A 17,716-nucleotide genomic window follows, 5' to 3' on the forward strand; every position below is an offset into this window, starting at 1 on the left:
GATGGCGGCCAAAGACGACGAGCAGGACGGACCTTCCGCCGTCGCCTTGCCCGACGACCAAGCCCGGCTCGCCGCTCGCCGGAGAGCCGAGGATGCGTTGACGCCTCCGCCCGATTGGCAGCGGCCCTCGCCGGAAGGCCATGGCCCCGAAGCCGTCGAGCTCGACGCGTTGATCCACGTCGATGCCGAAGGCAATGTCACGGCGATGAACGACGTCGCCGAGCGGCTCACCGGCTGGACGCGTGCCGATGCCATCGAGGCCTCATTGCCCGAGATCCTCGCCTTCGTCAATGAGACGACGCGGCTCCCGGTCGAGAATCCCGCCTTACGGGCCTTGAAGGGGGAACCCCCGGTGGCGACCGAGCCCCGGGCCGTCCTCATCGCTCGCGACGAGACGGAGCACCTCCTCAACGTCGCCGCGGCCCAGGTGCTCGACGAGGCCGGCCAGGTTAGGGGCGCTCTGCTCATCTGCCGCGAGCGGATCGAGCACTTCGCCCGCGAGGATGCCCGGGCCCTCCTCGCCGCCATCGTCGAGTCGTCGGAAGACGCGATCATCAGCAAGACGCTCGACGGCGTGGTCCGCACCTGGAACGCCGGGGCCGAGCGGCTCTTCGGCTATACGGCCGCGGAGGCCATCGGCCAGCCGATCACCCTGATCGTCCCGCACGAGCGCCGGGACGAGGAACTCGAGATCCTGCGTCGGCTTCGCTACGGCGAGAGGATCGAGCACTTCGAAACGATACGGGTCGCCAAGGATGGTCGACGGCTCGAGATCTCCCTGACGGTCTCTCCCCTGAGAGATGAGAGCGGCCGGGTCGTAGGAGCCTCCAAGATCGCGCGTGACGTCACGGAGCGCAAGCGGATCGAGCGTGCTCTGCGGGCGAGCGAGGAGCGTCACCGCTTCCTGTCCGACCTGGCGTCGGCCACCCAGCAACTCACGGATCCGACCGAGGTCATGAGGGTCAGCGCCCGGCTCTTCGCCGACCATCTCGGCGTCGACCGCTGCGCCTATGCCGACGTGGACGACGAGGCGACCTTCGTCATCCATGGCGACTACGTCCGCGACGTCCCCAGCATCGTGGGTCGATGGCCGGTCGCCGGCTTCGGCGAGGAATGCCTCCGGCTCATGCTGGCGAACGAGCCATACGTGGTGGACGACGCGGTCAACGATCCGCGCATCGGCCCGAACCACCTCCCGGCCTACCGGGCGGCCACCATCCAGGCCGCGATCTGCGTCCCGCTGCACAAGGACGGGAAGTTCACCGCGTCGATGGCCGTCCACCAGAAGGAGCCCCGCCACTGGACCCCCGAGGACGTCCTGCTCGTGCGGACGGTCGTCGACCGCTGCTGGGAGACGCTCGAGCGATCCAGGGTGACCCGCACGCTCCGCGAGAGCGAGGCCCGCTACCGCGCGATCGTGCAGGCCTCACCCGAATGCGTGAAGTTGCTCGCCTCAGACGGGACCCTGCTCCAGATGAACAGGGTCGGTCTCCGGATGATCGAGGCGGACTCGGCCGAGCAGGTCATCGGGCGCTGCGTCTACGACCTCATCGCCCCCGAGTACAGGGCCTCGTACCGCGAATTCAACGAGCGGGTCTGCCGGGGCGAAAGCGGGACGCTCGAATTCGAGGTCGTCGGCCTGAACGGCACGCGCCGACACGTGGAGACCTCCGCGGTCCCCCTCGGCTCGCCCGACGGCGGCTACACGAACCTGGCCGTCACCCGGGACACCACCGAACGCAAGGCCGCCGAGCGAGAGCTGCGCGAGAGCGAGTCGAGGCTCCGCCAGGCGGCCGCCGATGCCGTCCGAGCCGCCGAGACCAACGCAAAGTTCCGCGCCTTCTTCGAGCAAGGGTCGAACTTCGCCGCGGTCCTCTCCCTCGACGGCACCCTGGTCGAGGCGAACCGGCACTGCCTCGACGCCTGCGGCTTCCGACGAGAGGACGTGATCGGCAAGCCCTTCTGGGAATGCGGCTGGTGGAGCCGCTCGCACGCCTTGATCGACCAGATCCGCGACGCCACGCACGCGGCCGTCGCCGGCCAGGGCTCCCGGGCCGAGACCCCGTATTACACGGCCGATGGCAGCGAACGGATCGAGGACCTCATCATCGCCCCCGTGACCGACGAGTGGGGCCGCGTCCTGTTCATCGCCGCCACCGGAGCCGACATCACGGACAGGCGCCGGATGGAAGACGCCCTACGCGAGCAGGATCGGCGCAAGAATGAGTTCATCGCCCTCCTCGGCCACGAGCTCAGGAACCCCCTCGCACCGATCCGCAACGGCCTGCAGGTCATGCGGCTCGCGGGCGAGGACCCCGTCGCCATCGCCCAGGCCCGCGCCATGATGGACCGGCAGCTCGGCCACATGGTCAGGCTCATCGACGACCTGCTCGACGTCTCCAGGATCGGGCAGAACAAGATGTTCCTGCACAAGGCTCCCGTCCTCCTGTCCGATGTGGTGGGCAACGCCATCGAGACCGCGCGGCCGATGATCGAGGAGGCCGGCCGCGAGCTCGTCGTCGCGCTCCCGACGGAGCCCGTGGTCCTCGACGCCGACCTCACCCGGCTCGCCCAGGTCTTCAGCAACCTCCTGACCAACAGTGCCAAGTATACGGAGGGGGTCGGCTCCATCCGACTCGAGGCGGAACAGATCGATGAAGGCGTGCTCATCTCGGTCCAGGACACCGGGATCGGCATCCCCCAGGAATCGCTCCCCAAAATCTTCGACATGTTCTCGCAGGTGGATCGCAGCAACGAACGATCGTCGGGGGGCCTCGGCATCGGGCTCTCGATCGTCAAGGCCCTAGTCGAGATGCACGGCGGCACCGTGACCGCGTCGAGCGACGGCCAGGGCAAAGGGAGCCGCTTCAGCGTGCAATTGCAGGCTGTCCCTGACGAAAACCTTCAGCCGGGGAACGCCTCACCGCCCGCGAACGGGCGCCCCGAGAGCGCCCCGAAGCGACGCATCCTCGTGGTCGACGATAATCAGGACTCCGCCCGATCCATGGCCAGGGTCCTCAAGCTCCAGGGAGACGAGACCCTTGCCGCTTTCGACGGGATCGAAGCCCTGCAGGTCGCGGAGCAATTCCGTCCCGACTTCATCCTGATGGACGTCGGCATGCCGCGCCTCAACGGCTACGAGGCGACCCGCCAGTTCCGCGAGCAGGACTGGGGCCGCAGCCCATTTATCATCGCCCTGACCGGCTGGGGCCAGGAGATCGATCGCGTCCAGTCCCGGGAGGCCGGATGCGACGGGCACCTCGTCAAGCCAGTCAACCTCGCAGACCTCGAAACCCTGATGAACGAACTGGCGAGGAACAACATTCAGCCCGCCTCCGAGAACAAGCTGTAAGCTGGGCTCGGTTCAACCGGGGCCCTCGAGCAACGCGGCGACTTCGCGTGCGATCTGCCTTTCCTCGTCGGCGGGCACGAGCCAGATCGGCACGGGCGAATCCTCGGCGCTAATGCGACTCGGCTGATCCGGCCGAGCGGCAATATTGCGCTCGGAGTCGAGGCGAAGCCCCAGGAATTCCAGGCCTTCGAGAGCCCGGCTGCGCATCGAGGCCGAGTTCTCGGCCAACGCTCCCGAGAGAGCGAGGGCGTCCATCCCACCGAGCACGGCGGCGAAGGCTCCTATACATTTGCGTATATGATGGGCATGCACGGCCAGCGCCAGTTCAGACCGACGATCGCCCGCTTGTGCAGCCGGCTCCAGGTCGCGGAGGTCATCGCTCCTGCCGGAGAGGCCGAACAGCCCGCTCCTGTGATAGAGCAAGTCCTCGAGGCTCTCGATCGTGAACCCCTTGTGCCGCAGCAGGTAGAGGACGAGCCCTGGGTCGAGGTCGCCCGACCGCGTGCCCATGACAAGCCCCTCGAGTGGGGTCATCCCCATGCTGGTGTCGACGCTCTTTCCGTCCTTCACCGCGCAGAGACTTGCCCCGCCGCCTATGTGGCAGAGGACGTATCGAGACCGTCGCATGCCCTCCTTGAGATACTCGGGCAGGCGTTCGGCCACATTCCGATGGGCGATCCCGTGGAACCCAAAGCGCCTGACTTCGCCCTCGCCGACGTCGAGCGGCAGTGCATAACGCCAGGCGACCTCGGGCAACGTCCGGTGGAAGGCATTGTCGAAGACGGCCACCCCGGTCACCCCCGGCGCCCGCCTCGACACGGCCTTGATCGTGGCGAGGTCGATCGGGTTATGCAGCGGGGCCAAGTCCGATAGCGACTCGATCACCTCGAGCACCTCGGGAGTGATCCTCGCGGGCCCGTCGAACCGGGAGCCGCCGTGGACGACGCGATGGCCGATCGCGTCGAGTCCCAGGGGCAGGCACTCGACGACCGCCATCTCGGCCGCCTCGACCGTCGCATCACCATGGACGTGGTCGACCTTGCCATCCTTGAGGAGCGTCCCGTCTTCCGGCCCCGCGTCGCCCGAGATGTCCAGCACCTTGTACTGGAGCGTCCCGCTTCCCGGGTTCAATGCGAGGATCTTCATGGTTCCTCCGCTGCCCGACCATGCCGACGACGTTTCCCATGGCGGCCAGATCGAACTTACGAAGCCAGGGCCTTCGTGAATTCGGGAATGGCGAGGGTGGGTTCAATCACCTCGATCGTATCGGCCGCGCGGGCGAGGTCGTTCTGGGACACGATACCGGCGAGGTGCTTGTCGCGGTCCATGACGATCAGGCGGCGGACCTCGTACTCTTCCATCAGTTCCATGGCGTCGGCGGATTCCTGGTCCTCGAAGCACCAGATGACGTCATCGGTCATGACGTCGCTGACCGCGGTGGTCACCGGATCCATGCCGGTGGCGGCGGCACGTACGGCGAGGTCACGGTCGGTCAGCATGCCGACGACCCTGCCGCGCTCGTCGCAAACGGGCATCAGGCCGAGGCTGAGATCCTTCATCTTGCGGGCGGCAATTTGCAGCGTGTCGTTCTGGCGTACGCATTCCACACGCGTCGTCATCAGTTCCTTGAGCTTCATGGCGGCTACTCCAGATGCAATATCAGGAGGTCGTCATATTCAAAGAGCCAGGACTCGTCGAGTTTCCCAGCTTGTTGAATTTGGTTTTGGGGTTGGGGTTGACATGCCTTCCCACTGCAAACCTCGCGCCAAACCAGCTCAAGGGCAGATCGCGCATCAAAACGAATACCGAATCAGGCTGCGCCGACATCACAAGAGGCAACGCGACAGCCTCAAAGTCCGAGACGCACCGCCAGCGCTCAGGACGATCTTCTCACGCGAAATCAGGTGTTCTTCTAGGCTTTGTGTCTGCGACCTAAACCATACAACCGAGCTCATCACGCTGGGCTGTCCCGGCGGGCGTATAATAAACCTCGAGGCCCTCCCTGACCTCGAGGACGAATCGATTCGGGGACGTGCGGCATCAGACGGGGATTAGACCCAGATCGTCGCGTCCTGAGAAGCGGGGGACGTCTCGGCCTTTGCTACCGGCTCCGTGTCGGTGAATAGCGGCAAGATTGTCTGGCGCATTTTCTTCTTCGCCGCGGCCGGAGCCTTTCCTGTGAGGAGGCCGATCTTGCGACGGAGTCGTGCGCTCACCCCTGCGCGGGCCGCCTGGCTCTGATGAGCATGGTACATCGCAGGCCCGAGCGTCGGGCCGTACTTGCGGACATAATTCTCGAGACGTCTCATGATGGATCTTTGTATCCCGTTATCGGCCCTGATTGGCCGTCATTCGCCAGCCGTTCTTCCATCAATAAGTACGTCCCCGGGAACATGTTGGTTCATTTTTTGGGCGGCTCGAGGCCCGGGTATTTGCATTGGCCAAGGATGAGTCCGGACACCTCGTCAGGCGAGCGAGTATTCGATTTACGCCATCAATTCAGCCTCGACCGACCTCACCTCTGGCTCGTGGCTTTTCGGGGTCTGGGACAGGAGGCGGTCGGCCAGCGAGAGGACGCCCTCGGCCACAAGTCCGAAGACGAGGTGGGCGGCGAGGCCCCGCGCATGCGTCTGCCAGGGGAAGGCTCTCGGACCTCGCGACAGGCCCAGCGCGGGCGTGGCTCCCTCGTCGGCGATCAGCCACAGGGCCGCACCGAAGCCAAGCCCGCGGACGACGGCCGGGCCCGGGATGTGGCGGCGGACTGCACCATAGACAGCCCCCGAGCCGACGCCGATCCCGTAGTGGAGGGCCGTCCCCAGGTTCGCTTCCTGATCGCGGGTCAGTTCGGCACCGGCGAGACCGGCGACCTTCTCTGCCGCGACTTCATAAGCCGTCTTCCCGCCATGCGCCCAGTCTTCCTGCAGGCGAGCTTGAAGATTCTCTCGTTCGTAGAATGTCGAAGTCACGGTGCTGAGCGCGGCGGTGGCGACAGCACCGGCGATTGCCCCCGTTGTCAGATCCAGCGGGAGGCTACGGTCCTGGGCCATGATCCAAACTCCGATGTAGGTTGTAGAAGCAAGGATCGAGGAGAATGCTTATACGAAATGCGGCATAATCAGAATAGCTCGAAGGCCGTCAAAGCTCGCAATTCTTAGGACCTCGCATCCCGAAGACCGCCTACCTTACCGTTCGACGGATACCGTCATAACACCACAAGCATCCTCAGATTAGGTAAGCGACAGAATCGCAAATCGCAAGTGAACCCTGGAAACGACAAGGGCCGGAGAAATATCTCCGGCCAGATCGCCTCAATCAAGGTTTCGTCGCGTCGATTAAGCCGGCTGCCATTCTTCCTGGACCTCGCGATGGTCCTTGCTCAGATGGATGTGGTCGTGGACCTTGGCCACCCAGCTCAACGGGATGAGATGGTGTTGGCCGTCTGGGCTGTCGCTCTTGGTGAGCTTGATCTCTTCCCCTTGGACGTGATCAACCTTGCCGACCTTCGTGCCGCAAGAGGCGTAAACGTCCATATGCTCCTTGATATCCGCGGTGGAACCCACGGCTCCGGTGCTCTCAGAGAGGGACGCGCCGGTCTTATGGGGATGAACGGTAGCCATTATTGTCTCCTGAATCTCGGTAAGACTCAAAATTCGGCTCATGATCGAGCCACACTTCTTGTCCAGGAGGGGCAAACTGCGCGCCGAAACAGGCAATCAATCCGAAATAGCTTGAAAACGTGGAATCATCGATGCGTACAGCCCTTCCCGCGTCAAGCGAACGGCCGAGAGGAGCGTGAATTTGTCTCGTTCGTTCAGCATCAAATCGGAACCCTGGGGATGAGATCAGAGAAGACCTCGACCTGATGGTGGAATCCCACGCCGGACAGTATTGCCTCTTCACTCGCCCTCGACTCTGCATAGGCAGGCTCAACCCGGAGCACAACATTCAATTTTGATTCAAATCACTTCCGTTTTCTAACTACGTCTTCAAATCGTTGGAACGTCTGAAGGCGAACGATTACTTTCGATACCTCCTGCCCTTGCGAACTCCGATCATTCCACATCGAATAGAGACATTAGACACGAACCCCGCTTGATGGCTGACGACCTCGTCCTCAAGGAAGCCGATTCCAAGGCACAGGCAGGGTCGAGGCTGCTTTATGGAACGCGTCGGTGAACTCCGACGCGTGTCATACGGCGAGCCACAAGACGGCTCGTCGTTCGACTTCCAAAGCATCCCAAGCGATCAAAAGAATCTCATTGACAGAGGCCACTGGAACTTCGAAGCGATAAAGACTGCCGAGAAATGGGAAGTTGGCAGACGCCACGTACCGTCCGAGGAGCGACGCCGACACATTCGGCCAGAGTGGCAAGGGAATGAGGCCCCGCGAAAAGGTGTCTCATTCACGTCCAAACAAAAACACCGGACAAATCGACAAAACGAGCATTACGAAGAAATTCGATGGTACGAGACATGCGGAACACAAAAATCCCCCCAACGTGGCCGGGATGTAGCTCGAGGCCAATTGCAGGCGTTTGATCTCGAAGCGATCCTGGAGTCGAGGCTTTGCAATAACGATCGCGAGACCTGCATCGCAACTGGCGTTTAATGGCTTGCCGTTCATCCGAGGTGCAAGGCTGATGGACTGCACATTCATTGTTCCAATTGATGCCAGAGGACAGGTCTCCTGGCCTTTGCAAAGGCCCTCGACAACCACAAGTCCTCATCCACCTCCATCTCCCCGGAGCCGTAGAGAATCGTTCGAGACCGTCGCGTTAGGGCCATGACCATCGGCAAAAGCCGGATACATGGTCCGTCCTTCTGCGATCCCACTAACTCTCCGGTGCCCAGTCCCGGAAGATTGATCCTGACTCGATGGTAAATCCAGGGCATGACCCTGGTGTTCCGCGGCTTGCGATCCCTCCCGATCCTTTAATAAGGATGTCGACAGACATCAATACACCGACTTTGTCGAAGTTGGGCTGGGGGATCGTACGCCTTGAATTCATCACCTTTGATTCGGAGCGACTGATATGCGGACGTTTACCACCCAATCGGACGAGATTCTTGCTGGTGTGAATCCTAAGGCCACCGAAGAGGCCATCGCCAGTGACGAGCCTCCCCAGGTTTCCTCGCGCCGCCGCTTCATCCGCAAGTCGGCCGCGGTCACGACGGCGGCCACCGGCCTGATCGTGTCGAACTCCTCCCGGTCCCAGGCGACGGGTATCAACTACAACAACTTCCACGAGATCCAGTCTGACGAGAATGAGCACGTCGCGTTCCTGCTCAATGCCCTCGGCAGCTCGGCCCGGCCTCGGCCCACGTTCAAGAACCTGCGGGCCGCCAACCTCAACCAGTTCATCAGCATGTCCGCCACCTTCGAGAGCGTCGGAACCGGGGCCTATCCGGCGGCAGCCCCTTTCATCCTCGACCCGGGCAGCCTCTCCATCGCCGCGAGGATCGCGATCGTCGAGGGCCGGCATGCGGGCTATCTGACCACGCTCGTCAACCAGCCTCTCGTGCCCGACGAGAGTGCCTTCCAGCCGCTCCTCTTCCCGAACGATGTCGCCTCCGCCGCCGGCAATTACATCGCCAGCCTGAACGGCGGCCCGCCCCTGACCTACCAACTGGGCACGCGTTCCCCGCAAAACGACCTCTTGATCCTGAACTTCGCCCTGGCCCTCGAGATGCTCGAACAAGAATTCTACAACATCAACGTCCCTCGATTCTTTCCCTGATCGAGCCTGAGCCCTTCGCCGAGGATCGACGGGATCGTCTCGTCCCGAACGTTCCTCAAGGCCGGCGAAAACCTCAAATGTGAGTTGAGCCCCTTCGTCGAGGCGAGATCCGACACGGGATATCGCCACCTCGAAGGGGCTTTCCACATCCGGAGAATCGCCGTCCAACTCAGCATGTAAGCCCGCCTGTGAAGGAGGACTCTTCCTTATCGCGGGAGCACTCGATGATTTCTCGCCGTAAGCCGCTCGGCCGCTCCGGATCCGTCTTTGGCACAAGGCTTGCCGCAGCACCCCTTGATACTCCCACCTGCGCATCGACGGACTGGACCCACCGTAAGAAGGAATACGCGAATGGCCGAGGCGAAAGACGACGCACGCACCGCAGCACGCTTTGGTGCCGATGAGGTGACGGTCGGCCCTGGTGGCGAGACCCATCAGACGGCCGACTCCAAGCACCCCACGATGACCACGCAGCAGGGCATCCCCGTCTCGGACGACCAGAACTCGCTCAAGGCCGGGGCCCGCGGGCCAACGCTGCTGGAAGACTTCCACTTCCGCGAGAAGCTCTTCCACTTCGACCACGAACGGATCCCCGAGCGCGTCGTGCATGCCCGAGGCTTCGGGGCGCACGGCTACTTCGAGAATTACAAGCCGCTGACGGACCTCACCCGCGCAGATCTCTTCCAGCGAACGGGAGAGAAAACGCCGGTCTTCGTCCGCTTCTCGACGGTCGCCGGCAATAAAGGCTCGGCGGACCTCGCTCGCGACGTCCGCGGTTTCGCCGTGAAGTTCTACACCCAGCAGGGGAACTGGGACCTCGTCGGGAACAACATCCCCGTCTTCTTCATCCAGGACGCGATGAAGTTCCCGGACCTGATCCACGCCGCCAAGCAGGAGCCAGACCGGGGCTTCCCCCAGGCGCAGACGGCACACGATAACTTCTGGGACTTCATCTCGCTCTCGCCCGAAAGCATGCACATGGTCATGTGGATCATGTCCGACCGGACGATCCCGCGCTCGTTCCGGTTCATGGAAGGCTTCGGCGTCCACACCTTCCGGCTCGTGAACGCCGAAGGGAAATCGACCTACGTCAAATTCCACTGGAAGCCGAAGCAAGGGCTCCAGTCGGTCGTCTGGAACGAGGCCGTGAAAATCAACGGCGCCGACCCGGACTTCCACCGACGCGACCTCTGGACGGCCATCGAGTCCGGCGACTACCCGGTCTGGGAGCTCGGCCTGCAACTCTTCGACGACGCGTTCGTCGAGAAGTTCGAGTTCGACGTCCTCGACGCCACGAAGCTCATCCCCGAGGAGCAGGTTCCGATCCAGGTGGTTGGCCGGCTCGTGCTCGATCGCCGCGTCGACAACTTCTTCGCCGAGACCGAGCAGGTCGCCTTCTGCACGCAGAACGTGGTCCCGGGGATCGACTTCACCGACGACCCGCTCCTGCAAGGCCGCAACTTCTCGTACCTCGACACGCAGTTGAAGCGGCTCGGGAGCCCCAACTTCACGCACATCCCGATCAATGCGCCGAAGTGCCCGTTCGCGCACTTCCAGCAGGATGGCCACATGGCCATGCACAATCCGAAAGGGAGGGTCAACTACGAGCCCAACTCGCGGGGCGAAGGGGGCGGTCCGCGCGAGAATCCCGCGGAAGGCTTCCGGTCGTACCCCGAGCCGATCGCCGCGACCAAGGTCCGGGCGCGCTCCGAGACGTTCTCCGACCACTACAGTCAGGCCCGCCAGTTCTACATCAGCCAGACGCCGCTGGAGCAGACGCACATCGCGAATGCCCTGTCGTTCGAGTTGAGCAAGGTGGAGACCCCGGCGATCCGGTCGAGGATGGTCTCTCACCTCCTGAACATCGACGCCAAGCTCGCCGAGACCGTCGCCAGGAATCTCCGGCTCAAGGAAATGCCCAAGCCCGCCACGGCCGCGCGACCGACGCGGCAGGACCTGAAGCCCTCCCCTGCCCTGAGCATCATCAAGAACGGGCCCAAGAGCTTCGCCGGTCGCAAGGTCGGGGCCCTCGTCACCGACGGGGTCGATGCCGGCGTGCTGGCCGCCCTGGAGAAAGCCCTCAAGGCCGAAGGGGCGATGCTCAAGCTCATCGCGCCCGAAGTCGGCGGCGTCAAGGATTCGGCGGGAGCCTGGCACGACGCCGACGAGAAGCTCGAAGGCGGCCCCTCGGTGGTCTTCGACGCCGTGGCGATCCTCCCGTCCAAGGAAGGAGCCGCACTCCTGGCGACCCTCCCGGCCGCACGCGACTTCGTCGCGGACGCCACGGCACACCGCAAATTCATCGGCTACGCCGCCACCGCGACACCCCTGCTGGAGAAAGCGGGCGTAGCCGAGGCCCTCGATGAAGGCTTCATCCCCCTGAACGCCGCCGCCGACAGCGAGGCCTTCCTCGCCGCCTGCCGGAAGATCCGCTTCTGGGAACGCGCCAACGCCGAGCGATAAGCCTGGTTCGATCCGTGATCTCGAAGGCCGGGAGCCGACACATTGTCGCCGGCTCCCGGCCCAGCTTCCTTCGTCCGGGAATGCCGGATGCCATCCAATCGAAGGATCCACACGCATGCCCTACAATCGCAGATCGATCCTATCCGCAATTGCCTGCGCGCTGCCCCTCGGCCTGGGCCAGCGTGCCAATGCCGCGACGCCAACGGACCTCGCGACCCCGCCGAAGCTCCGGTTCCGGCCTTTCGAGGAAGCCGTTTGCCAGGCTTTCGGCGACGATACGTCAATCCGCTGCCGCAGGGTCGAGGTCGGTCATTCCGACGAAATTCGGGCCGGCGTGCAGGGCTGTCACAACGACCGACCATTCGCTGGCTTCCCCACCGGACACCTGCGGATCGTCCGATGCAGTTCCGAACCGGGTCCGCTCTTGCAAGGCGTGCGACTCTATGTCTGCACGGTCGACGTCGTCCACACGGGGGGACATCGTTCCGGCGAACCAAGCCGCCCGCTCAATTTCGGCTCGCTGCCCCCGGCTCCCTCCTTCTCATGATCGACCCCGAATTTCAAGCTCCAGCGGCCGGCGGCGACACGTCGGCCGTTGTCCCTTCGAAACAAACTCATCCCCCCGCAGTAGAACCGGGGGATGAGCAAGTGATTCTTCCCTGAAGTGACATCAAGGTTTCAGGACGACCTTGATGCATTTATCTTTCTTGTCGCGGAAGGTCTTGTAAGCTCCAGGTGCCTCCTCGAGCGGGATCTTGTGGGTGATGACGAAGGATGGGTCGATCTCGCCCTTCTGGATCTTCTCCAGCAGGGGTTTGGTATAGCGCTGGACGTGCGTCTGGCCCATCTTGAGCGTGAGCCCCTTGTTCATCGCCGCGCCCATGGGGATCTTGTCGAGGAATCCGACGTAGACACCGGGGATTGAGACCGTGCCCCCCTTGCGACAACACATGATCGCTTCGCGAAGGACGTTAGGTCGGTCGGTAGCCAGTCCGACAGAGGCCTTCGCCTTGTCGAGCACCGCATCGAAACTGCCGCCGGCGTGGGCCTCGGCCCCCACGGCGTCGATGCAGCTATCGGGACCCCGCCCCTTGGTCATCTCCATCAAAGTCTCATAAACATCCTGCTTCTCGAAGTCGATCGTCTCGGCCTTCCCCTGCCGGGCCATCTCCAGGCGTTCGGGGACAGTGTCGATGGCAACGACCCGCCCCGCGCCGAGCATCCAGGCGCTCCGGATCGCGAACTGGCCGACGGGCCCGCAGCCCCAAATTGCCACGGTGTCGCCGGGTTGGATCTGGGCGTTCTCGGCCCCCATGTAGCCGGTGGGGAAGATGTCGGAGAGGAAGACGACCTGCTCGTCGGGAAGTTCGTCGGGGATCACGACCGGGCCGACGTCAGCATAAGGCACTCGCAGGTATTCAGCCTGCCCGCCGGGGTAGGCGCCCAGCATGTGCGAATAACCGAAGAGCCCCGCGGGCGACTGCCCCATGGCCTTACGGGCGATCTCGGCGTTGCGGTTACTCGTGTCGCAGAGGGAATACTCGGTCCGCTTGCAGTACCAGCATTCGCCGCAGGAGATCGTGAACGGGACGACCACGCGATCGCCTTTCTTGAGGCGTTTCACGTCCTTGCCGACCTCGACGACGACGCCCATCGGCTCGTGACCGATGACGTCGCCGGGTTCCATCGTCGGCATGTAGCCGTCGTAGAGGTGGAGGTCGGAGCCGCAGATGCAGGTGGTCGTGATCTTGATGATGACATCGCGCGGATCTTCGATCGTCGGGTCGGGGACGGTATCGACGCGGACGTCGCTCTTCCCGTGCCAGCAGAGCGCTCTCATGGTGGATCCTCGTTGTCCTGGGTCTGGGATGTTGAGCTTGTGTATTTACTTGCCCGGCGCCACTTCAGGGCTGTCGCGATAGTGGGGGTTCGACCCATCGGCCACGTTCTCGCGATGCGTGCGGAGTGAGCCGTGGGGACGCCCGCTGTGGAGGCGACGGGCACACCAGTAGTCGAGCGCGGTGATGCCGGCGACCGTCACAATCGCGGCGGCGAGGTTCTCCTTCTTCGGGTTGTCCTCGGTGAACCCAGAGCCAAGGGCGGCCAAATCGAGGGCGTCTCCGGCAACCCTCGCCCAGACGCCGGCACGAGGCTGCTCCGATCCCAGGATCATCACGCCGGCGGCCATCTCGCGAACGCCGAAGGCCCGCAGCAACCAACTCTTATCTTCCATTCCCAGGGCCCGGCCTATGTGTCGGCCCGCGACGACCTCGGCCAGGCCGAGGCCGAGACTGAACCAGCCCAACCCGCGTGCAACTCTCATCTCGTTCATGTTGCCACTCCTAGCAATGATGTAATGATTTATGCGGTCGCATTCCGAAGAGGTCCATCAGCGGATGAGCCTCACAGGTTCGGAGTCGATCGGGGTTCGGAAGAGGACATAAGGCTTCTGGCGGAGGTCCTTCCCCTTGTTGTAAGCGGCCTGGCGATGGAGTTGGTTTGCCGTGAAATAGAGGTAGCCATCGGCGGCGACCGAGAGCGTATCGGGCCAGAGGACTCTCGGGTCGTGGACGATGGTCTCGATGGAGCCATCGGCAAGGCGTCGGACGATCGCATTCTGCTCGTAATTCGTGGCGTAGATCCTCCCCTTGTCGTCCGACTCCAGGCCGTCGGACGCCCCCTTCTCGCCGTGATCGATGACGGTCTTCGCCACCTGTTCATCGCTCTGGCGACCATCGACGAGTGCGTCGATGCTCACGCTATAGAGCTTGCGACTGATCAGCGGGCAGTAGAAAAGGCGTTTGCCGTCATGGCCGATGGCGATGCCGTCGGAGCCAAGCGACAGGGGCTTCTCCTCGCCCGAGAGCTTGGTCTCACGAAGCGGGAGTCCCTCGATCAGCGGGAGAAAACCCGACTCGGCCTTGGTCGAGGGGTGGTCATCGAGGCGTCGCCAGCTCTTGCCGGACTCGAGGTCCACGACGATGATGCCATTCGGCCCATTCCCCGAGGAATCGGTGAGGAAGGCGTATCCCGCCTCGCCGCGTCGGAGGTCGAAGCGTACGTCGTTAAGGTAGCTCGTCGTGAGGGCAACGTCGGCGGGGAAAAGAATCGTCTTGAAAATCTTGTCGGTGGTCAGGTCCACGCCAATGAGCTTCGGACCACCTGGCACTGTTGGGCCGAACTCGATGCTGCCGGTGTCCACGATCCAGAGTCGGTCGAGGGGGTCGACCACGACGCTTTGCACCGAGATCAGCCGCCGGCTCGCATGGGTCTCGTCGGAAAGGTTGATCTCGGCACCGGGAAAGGCGACGGCCTCGCCATGCTTCAGTTCGGCGACTGTAAAGTCAACTTTGTCGCCCCACCTCGGGAAATTGACGAAGATCCGCCCAGTCCTGGACACTGTCACGCCCGTCGGCATCGGCCCGTCGAAGGTAGCGACGATCTCGAGCCGCCCGGTCGGCCGATCCTGCGCCAGTTCACCAGCCAACGTGATCGCCGGTGACGTTAGCCCCACCACGGGAAGCGAGGTCGCGAGCCATCTCAGCCATGTCATCTTCATGTTTGAGAGCATCTCCGTGTCGATGGGCGTCCCGCTCGATCGCGACTTTTCCGCGATGACTTCACATCAACTGACACGAGATAACCTATGCAAAAGGCGAGCCCGAAACAGGTTAATGATTTCCGTGCTTCCGGCCGGGCCTTAGGAATCGCCTTAAGCCATTCCGTGGCCACTCATCAGAAAACCCCATTGCCCCCATCTCTCCCATAACATTGCATCATTACTATTTGCGACTTGATGGCCGCGTCATATCGCAAGGTGATTGCAGTTCGTGCTTACAAAGCTTGCAAACTGGACGGGATGAGATTGGGATATTCGGCGGGACCTTCGGCCTACTCGATGGATGCCGCATGAATCCGTACGTCAGCACGATCATTTTCTCCGCCCCGATGATTCACGCGCTGCTCGCCAACAGGAAGAGTCAGACGCGTCGGCTGACCTCGAGCCGTTGGCTGAGCCTCAAGGAGCGGTTGGAGGGGGGCCAACCCTGTTTGTTATGGGTCCGCGAGGCGTGGAGGCTCGATTCCCTCACGGTTGAGTCCGCCGGCGTCGTTTTCAGGGCATCGCCATCCGACCTACCGCGAAAGATCCTCACATCAACGCTCGCGAACGCGAAGCTCACCTCGGCCCGAGAAGGCTGGCGATCGCCGCTGCACATGCCCCGCTGGGCGTCCCGCTTGACGTTGGAGTTGCTCGATATCCGGGTGCAGAAACTTCAGGAGTTGTCTGAGGCCGACGCGATCGAGGAGGGCGTTGAGTGCGCACCCGGCGGGAACGGCTGGAGGAACTACCAGTCGCCCGCCTCGGACCGACCCTTTGATAAACCGGTGGACTCCTACCGAAGCCTCTGGCTCACCCTGCATGGGGGGGAAGCTTGGAGCCAGAATCCCGTGATTGTTGCCATCCGCTTCCGAACGCACGCCAGAAATGTGGACGAACTCATCCAGGCACGGGAGGAGGAATAGCGAAAGATGGGACGAGCCCCGGCATTCAGAAAAGGTCGATTCTGCCGAGGGGCCTTTCGAGGCAGATCCACCCAGCCTGGCATTGGATTCGCGATCGAAGGCTCGTCGGAGGAGCCAGTCGACTCGATACCGAAGGCGGGCATGTCCCGGATATCCGATGCGAGAAGAGAACTCACCGACGGTTCATGGCGAGCCGGGAGAAGACCCCGAAACACGCATCCGGAATCCGTCGCCGCAACGTAGGAATGCTCAAGGAGGCATCCACCTGCAAAGTCATGACCTGATCCTCCGGGAGTCGAAACCCAAGAATCTGGAGTCACCCTTCTCGGACCTCGAAGGCTTCCTCACTCCAAACAATAAGTTCTACGTACGCAATCATTTCGACATTCCTGAGATCAGCGATTCGAGTTGGCGGCTGAAGATCGAGGGAGCCATCGATAAGCCCATCGAGATCGGCATTCAGGACATAAAGCGGATGCCATCGCACGTGCTGACGGCCATGCTCGAGTGCGCAGGAAACGGGCGAGCCTATCTGGAGCCCAAGGCCAAGGGCATCCCCTGGGGAGCGGGGGCGGTGAGCAATGCGGAATGGACCGGCGTGCCGCTCAGGGATCTCCTCAGCCGAGCCGGCCTCAAGCCCGGGGCTCTTGAGGTGATCCTCGAGGGGGCAGACCGCGGGACGATCGACGAGGAGCCGAAGACGCCGGGTGATATCCATTTCGCCCGCAGCATCCCACTCGTGAAGGCCCTCGACGACGTGTTCCTCGCCTACGAGATGAACGGCGAAGTCCTGACCCCGGAACATGGCAGACCCCTGCGAGCCATCGTGCCGGGCTGGTATGGGATGGCCTCGGTTAAGTGGCTGTCTCGCATCGTCGTCACCGATCGGCACTTCAATGGTTACTTCCAGACGCTCGAATACTCGATCTTTGAACGCCATTCGGGAATCCCCACACTTGTGCCCCTTGCCGAGAACGCCGTGAAAGCGGAGATCGCCCGCCCGGCCATGGGCGAGAGCGTCCTGCGCGGCGGTGAATATCGCGTCCTCGGTGCGGCCTGGGCCGGCGAATCGATGGTGCGTCAGGTCGAAGTGAGCGTCGACGACGGGGAACATTGGCAATTGGCCCGGCTCCTCGGCGATCCCGTCCGCCACGCATGGACGCTGTGGGATTGGTTCTGGCGGGTCCCCGAGAGGGCCGGGCATTATCGCCTGATGGCGAGGGCGACGGATGCCCGAGATCGCACGCAGCCCGATCATCGCAATGAGGACCTCAGGACGGTGATGATCCACCACGTCGTGCCGATTGAGGTTCAAGTGAAATAGTGCGTCGGTATTTGTAAGAAAACCTATTAATACTCGTACAAATCTATATCATTCTATTAATTAGATGATTTTACAATCGAATCACCTCTGAGGCTTGGGTTTATATTATCTCCTCCACGCATCTCGCTTCCCGCCTGCGTGTAATACCCCGGTCAGCCCTGGCGATGGCTTGCGATGAGGACGACTCGGGCATTTTGGCCGAACTCGGCCAGAGTTCTCGCTCGACTCGGCTGTGATCTCCCGTCAGAATAACAATTCACCTCAAAACAATGAACGAATTCGGCGAGATTGCCATTCTTACAGAAGGCGGATTCT

14 protein-coding genes are annotated in these 17,716 nt (G+C 62.7%); 5 read left to right on the forward strand and 9 right to left on the reverse strand.

Annotated features, from left to right (window positions below):
* The first annotated feature begins 1 nt into the window (after position 1).
* Entirely contained in the window at positions 2-3,352 is a 3,351-nt protein-coding gene (locus ACOYYX_RS19505; RefSeq protein ID WP_422922872.1) for a PAS domain S-box protein, read from the forward strand.
* 12 nt (positions 3,353-3,364) lie between these two features.
* Here the strand turns inward: ACOYYX_RS19505 and ACOYYX_RS19510 are convergent, their stop codons facing one another.
* The 5 genes from ACOYYX_RS19510 to ACOYYX_RS19530 all read right to left on the reverse strand — a co-directional run bounded on the left by ACOYYX_RS19510 (position 3,365) and on the right by ACOYYX_RS19530 (position 6,969).
* Positions 3,365-4,498, reverse strand: a complete 1,134-nt coding sequence (locus tag ACOYYX_RS19510; protein WP_422922874.1) for an acetate/propionate family kinase — start codon at positions 4,496-4,498, stop codon at positions 3,365-3,367.
* Positions 4,499-4,554: 56 nt separating this feature from the next.
* Positions 4,555-4,989: a CBS domain-containing protein gene (locus tag ACOYYX_RS19515; RefSeq protein ID WP_422922876.1), complete on the reverse strand. Its 435-nt coding sequence runs from the start codon at positions 4,987-4,989 to the stop codon at positions 4,555-4,557.
* A 414-nt stretch (positions 4,990-5,403) separates the two neighbouring features.
* Positions 5,404-5,661, reverse strand: a complete 258-nt coding sequence (locus tag ACOYYX_RS19520) for a hypothetical protein (protein WP_422922878.1) — start codon at positions 5,659-5,661, stop codon at positions 5,404-5,406.
* A 177-nt stretch (positions 5,662-5,838) separates the two neighbouring features.
* Positions 5,839-6,399 carry a DUF1440 domain-containing protein gene (locus ACOYYX_RS19525; protein WP_422922879.1) on the reverse strand — a complete coding sequence of 187 codons (561 nt, stop codon included), beginning with the start codon at positions 6,397-6,399 and terminating at the stop codon, positions 5,839-5,841.
* A gap of 285 nt (positions 6,400-6,684) precedes the next feature.
* A complete protein-coding gene (locus ACOYYX_RS19530; protein WP_422922881.1) occupies positions 6,685-6,969 on the reverse strand; it encodes a DUF2171 domain-containing protein in 285 nt (94 codons plus the stop codon).
* A 1,416-nt stretch (positions 6,970-8,385) separates the two neighbouring features.
* Between ACOYYX_RS19530 and ACOYYX_RS19535 the strand changes: the two genes are divergently transcribed.
* Together ACOYYX_RS19535 and ACOYYX_RS19540 are read left to right on the forward strand one after the other, a co-directional pair.
* Positions 8,386-9,090: a ferritin-like domain-containing protein gene (locus tag ACOYYX_RS19535; protein ID WP_422922883.1), complete on the forward strand. Its 705-nt coding sequence runs from the start codon at positions 8,386-8,388 to the stop codon at positions 9,088-9,090.
* 351 nt (positions 9,091-9,441) lie between these two features.
* Entirely contained in the window at positions 9,442-11,553 is a 2,112-nt protein-coding gene (locus tag ACOYYX_RS19540; RefSeq protein ID WP_422922885.1) for a catalase, read from the forward strand.
* 280 nt (positions 11,554-11,833) lie between these two features.
* Here ACOYYX_RS19540 and ACOYYX_RS19545 read toward each other — a convergent pair whose 3' ends face one another.
* The 4 genes from ACOYYX_RS19545 to ACOYYX_RS19560 form a co-directional block, all read right to left on the reverse strand.
* Entirely contained in the window at positions 11,834-12,022 is a 189-nt protein-coding gene (locus ACOYYX_RS19545) for a hypothetical protein (protein ID WP_422922887.1), read from the reverse strand.
* Positions 12,023-12,223: 201 nt separating this feature from the next.
* Positions 12,224-13,393 carry a zinc-dependent alcohol dehydrogenase gene (locus ACOYYX_RS19550; RefSeq protein ID WP_422922888.1) on the reverse strand — a complete coding sequence of 390 codons (1,170 nt, stop codon included), beginning with the start codon at positions 13,391-13,393 and terminating at the stop codon, positions 12,224-12,226.
* Between the two features lie 45 nt (positions 13,394-13,438).
* A complete protein-coding gene (locus ACOYYX_RS19555; RefSeq protein ID WP_422922890.1) occupies positions 13,439-13,885 on the reverse strand; it encodes a cyclase dehydrase in 447 nt (148 codons plus the stop codon).
* Between the two features lie 57 nt (positions 13,886-13,942).
* Positions 13,943-15,112 carry an L-dopachrome tautomerase-related protein gene (locus ACOYYX_RS19560; RefSeq protein WP_422922892.1) on the reverse strand — a complete coding sequence of 390 codons (1,170 nt, stop codon included), beginning with the start codon at positions 15,110-15,112 and terminating at the stop codon, positions 13,943-13,945.
* A 350-nt stretch (positions 15,113-15,462) separates the two neighbouring features.
* Here ACOYYX_RS19560 and ACOYYX_RS19565 point away from each other — a divergent pair, with 350 nt between their 5' ends.
* Positions 15,463-16,077 (forward strand): hypothetical protein, encoded by a 615-nt coding sequence (locus ACOYYX_RS19565; protein ID WP_422922894.1) that lies wholly within the window; start codon positions 15,463-15,465, stop codon positions 16,075-16,077.
* A gap of 157 nt (positions 16,078-16,234) precedes the next feature.
* Complete coding sequence (locus tag ACOYYX_RS19570) at positions 16,235-17,401, forward strand: sulfite oxidase (protein WP_422922896.1); 1,167 nt, start codon at positions 16,235-16,237, stop codon at positions 17,399-17,401.
* Positions 17,402-17,716: the final 315 nt, after the last annotated feature.

It is taken from the genome of Singulisphaera chitinilytica (genome assembly GCF_049331405.1).
Taxonomy (GTDB): Bacteria; Planctomycetota; Planctomycetia; order Isosphaerales; family Isosphaeraceae; genus PoT.

What these genes read in the sequence shown, in the direction of transcription:
- ACOYYX_RS19535 (WP_422922883.1), top strand. Translation starts at nt 8,386, where the DNA reads ATGCGGACGTTTACCACCCAATCGGACGAGATTCTTGCTGGTGTGAAT.
- ACOYYX_RS19510 (WP_422922874.1), bottom strand. Translation starts at nt 4,498, where the DNA reads ATGAAGATCCTCGCATTGAACCCGGGAAGCGGGACGCTCCAGTACAAG.
- ACOYYX_RS19570 (WP_422922896.1), top strand. Translation starts at nt 16,235, where the DNA reads ATGCGAGAAGAGAACTCACCGACGGTTCATGGCGAGCCGGGAGAAGAC.
- ACOYYX_RS19550 (WP_422922888.1), bottom strand. Translation starts at nt 13,393, where the DNA reads ATGAGAGCGCTCTGCTGGCACGGGAAGAGCGACGTCCGCGTCGATACC.
- ACOYYX_RS19560 (WP_422922892.1), bottom strand. Translation starts at nt 15,112, where the DNA reads ATGAAGATGACATGGCTGAGATGGCTCGCGACCTCGCTTCCCGTGGTG.
- ACOYYX_RS19555 (WP_422922890.1), bottom strand. Translation starts at nt 13,885, where the DNA reads ATGAACGAGATGAGAGTTGCACGCGGGTTGGGCTGGTTCAGTCTCGGC.
- ACOYYX_RS19530 (WP_422922881.1), bottom strand. Translation starts at nt 6,969, where the DNA reads ATGGCTACCGTTCATCCCCATAAGACCGGCGCGTCCCTCTCTGAGAGC.
- ACOYYX_RS19505 (WP_422922872.1), top strand. Translation starts at nt 2, where the DNA reads ATGGCGGCCAAAGACGACGAGCAGGACGGACCTTCCGCCGTCGCCTTG.
- ACOYYX_RS19520 (WP_422922878.1), bottom strand. Translation starts at nt 5,661, where the DNA reads ATGAGACGTCTCGAGAATTATGTCCGCAAGTACGGCCCGACGCTCGGG.
- ACOYYX_RS19540 (WP_422922885.1), top strand. Translation starts at nt 9,442, where the DNA reads ATGGCCGAGGCGAAAGACGACGCACGCACCGCAGCACGCTTTGGTGCC.
- ACOYYX_RS19515 (WP_422922876.1), bottom strand. Translation starts at nt 4,989, where the DNA reads ATGAAGCTCAAGGAACTGATGACGACGCGTGTGGAATGCGTACGCCAG.
- ACOYYX_RS19565 (WP_422922894.1), top strand. Translation starts at nt 15,463, where the DNA reads ATGAATCCGTACGTCAGCACGATCATTTTCTCCGCCCCGATGATTCAC.
- ACOYYX_RS19525 (WP_422922879.1), bottom strand. Translation starts at nt 6,399, where the DNA reads ATGGCCCAGGACCGTAGCCTCCCGCTGGATCTGACAACGGGGGCAATC.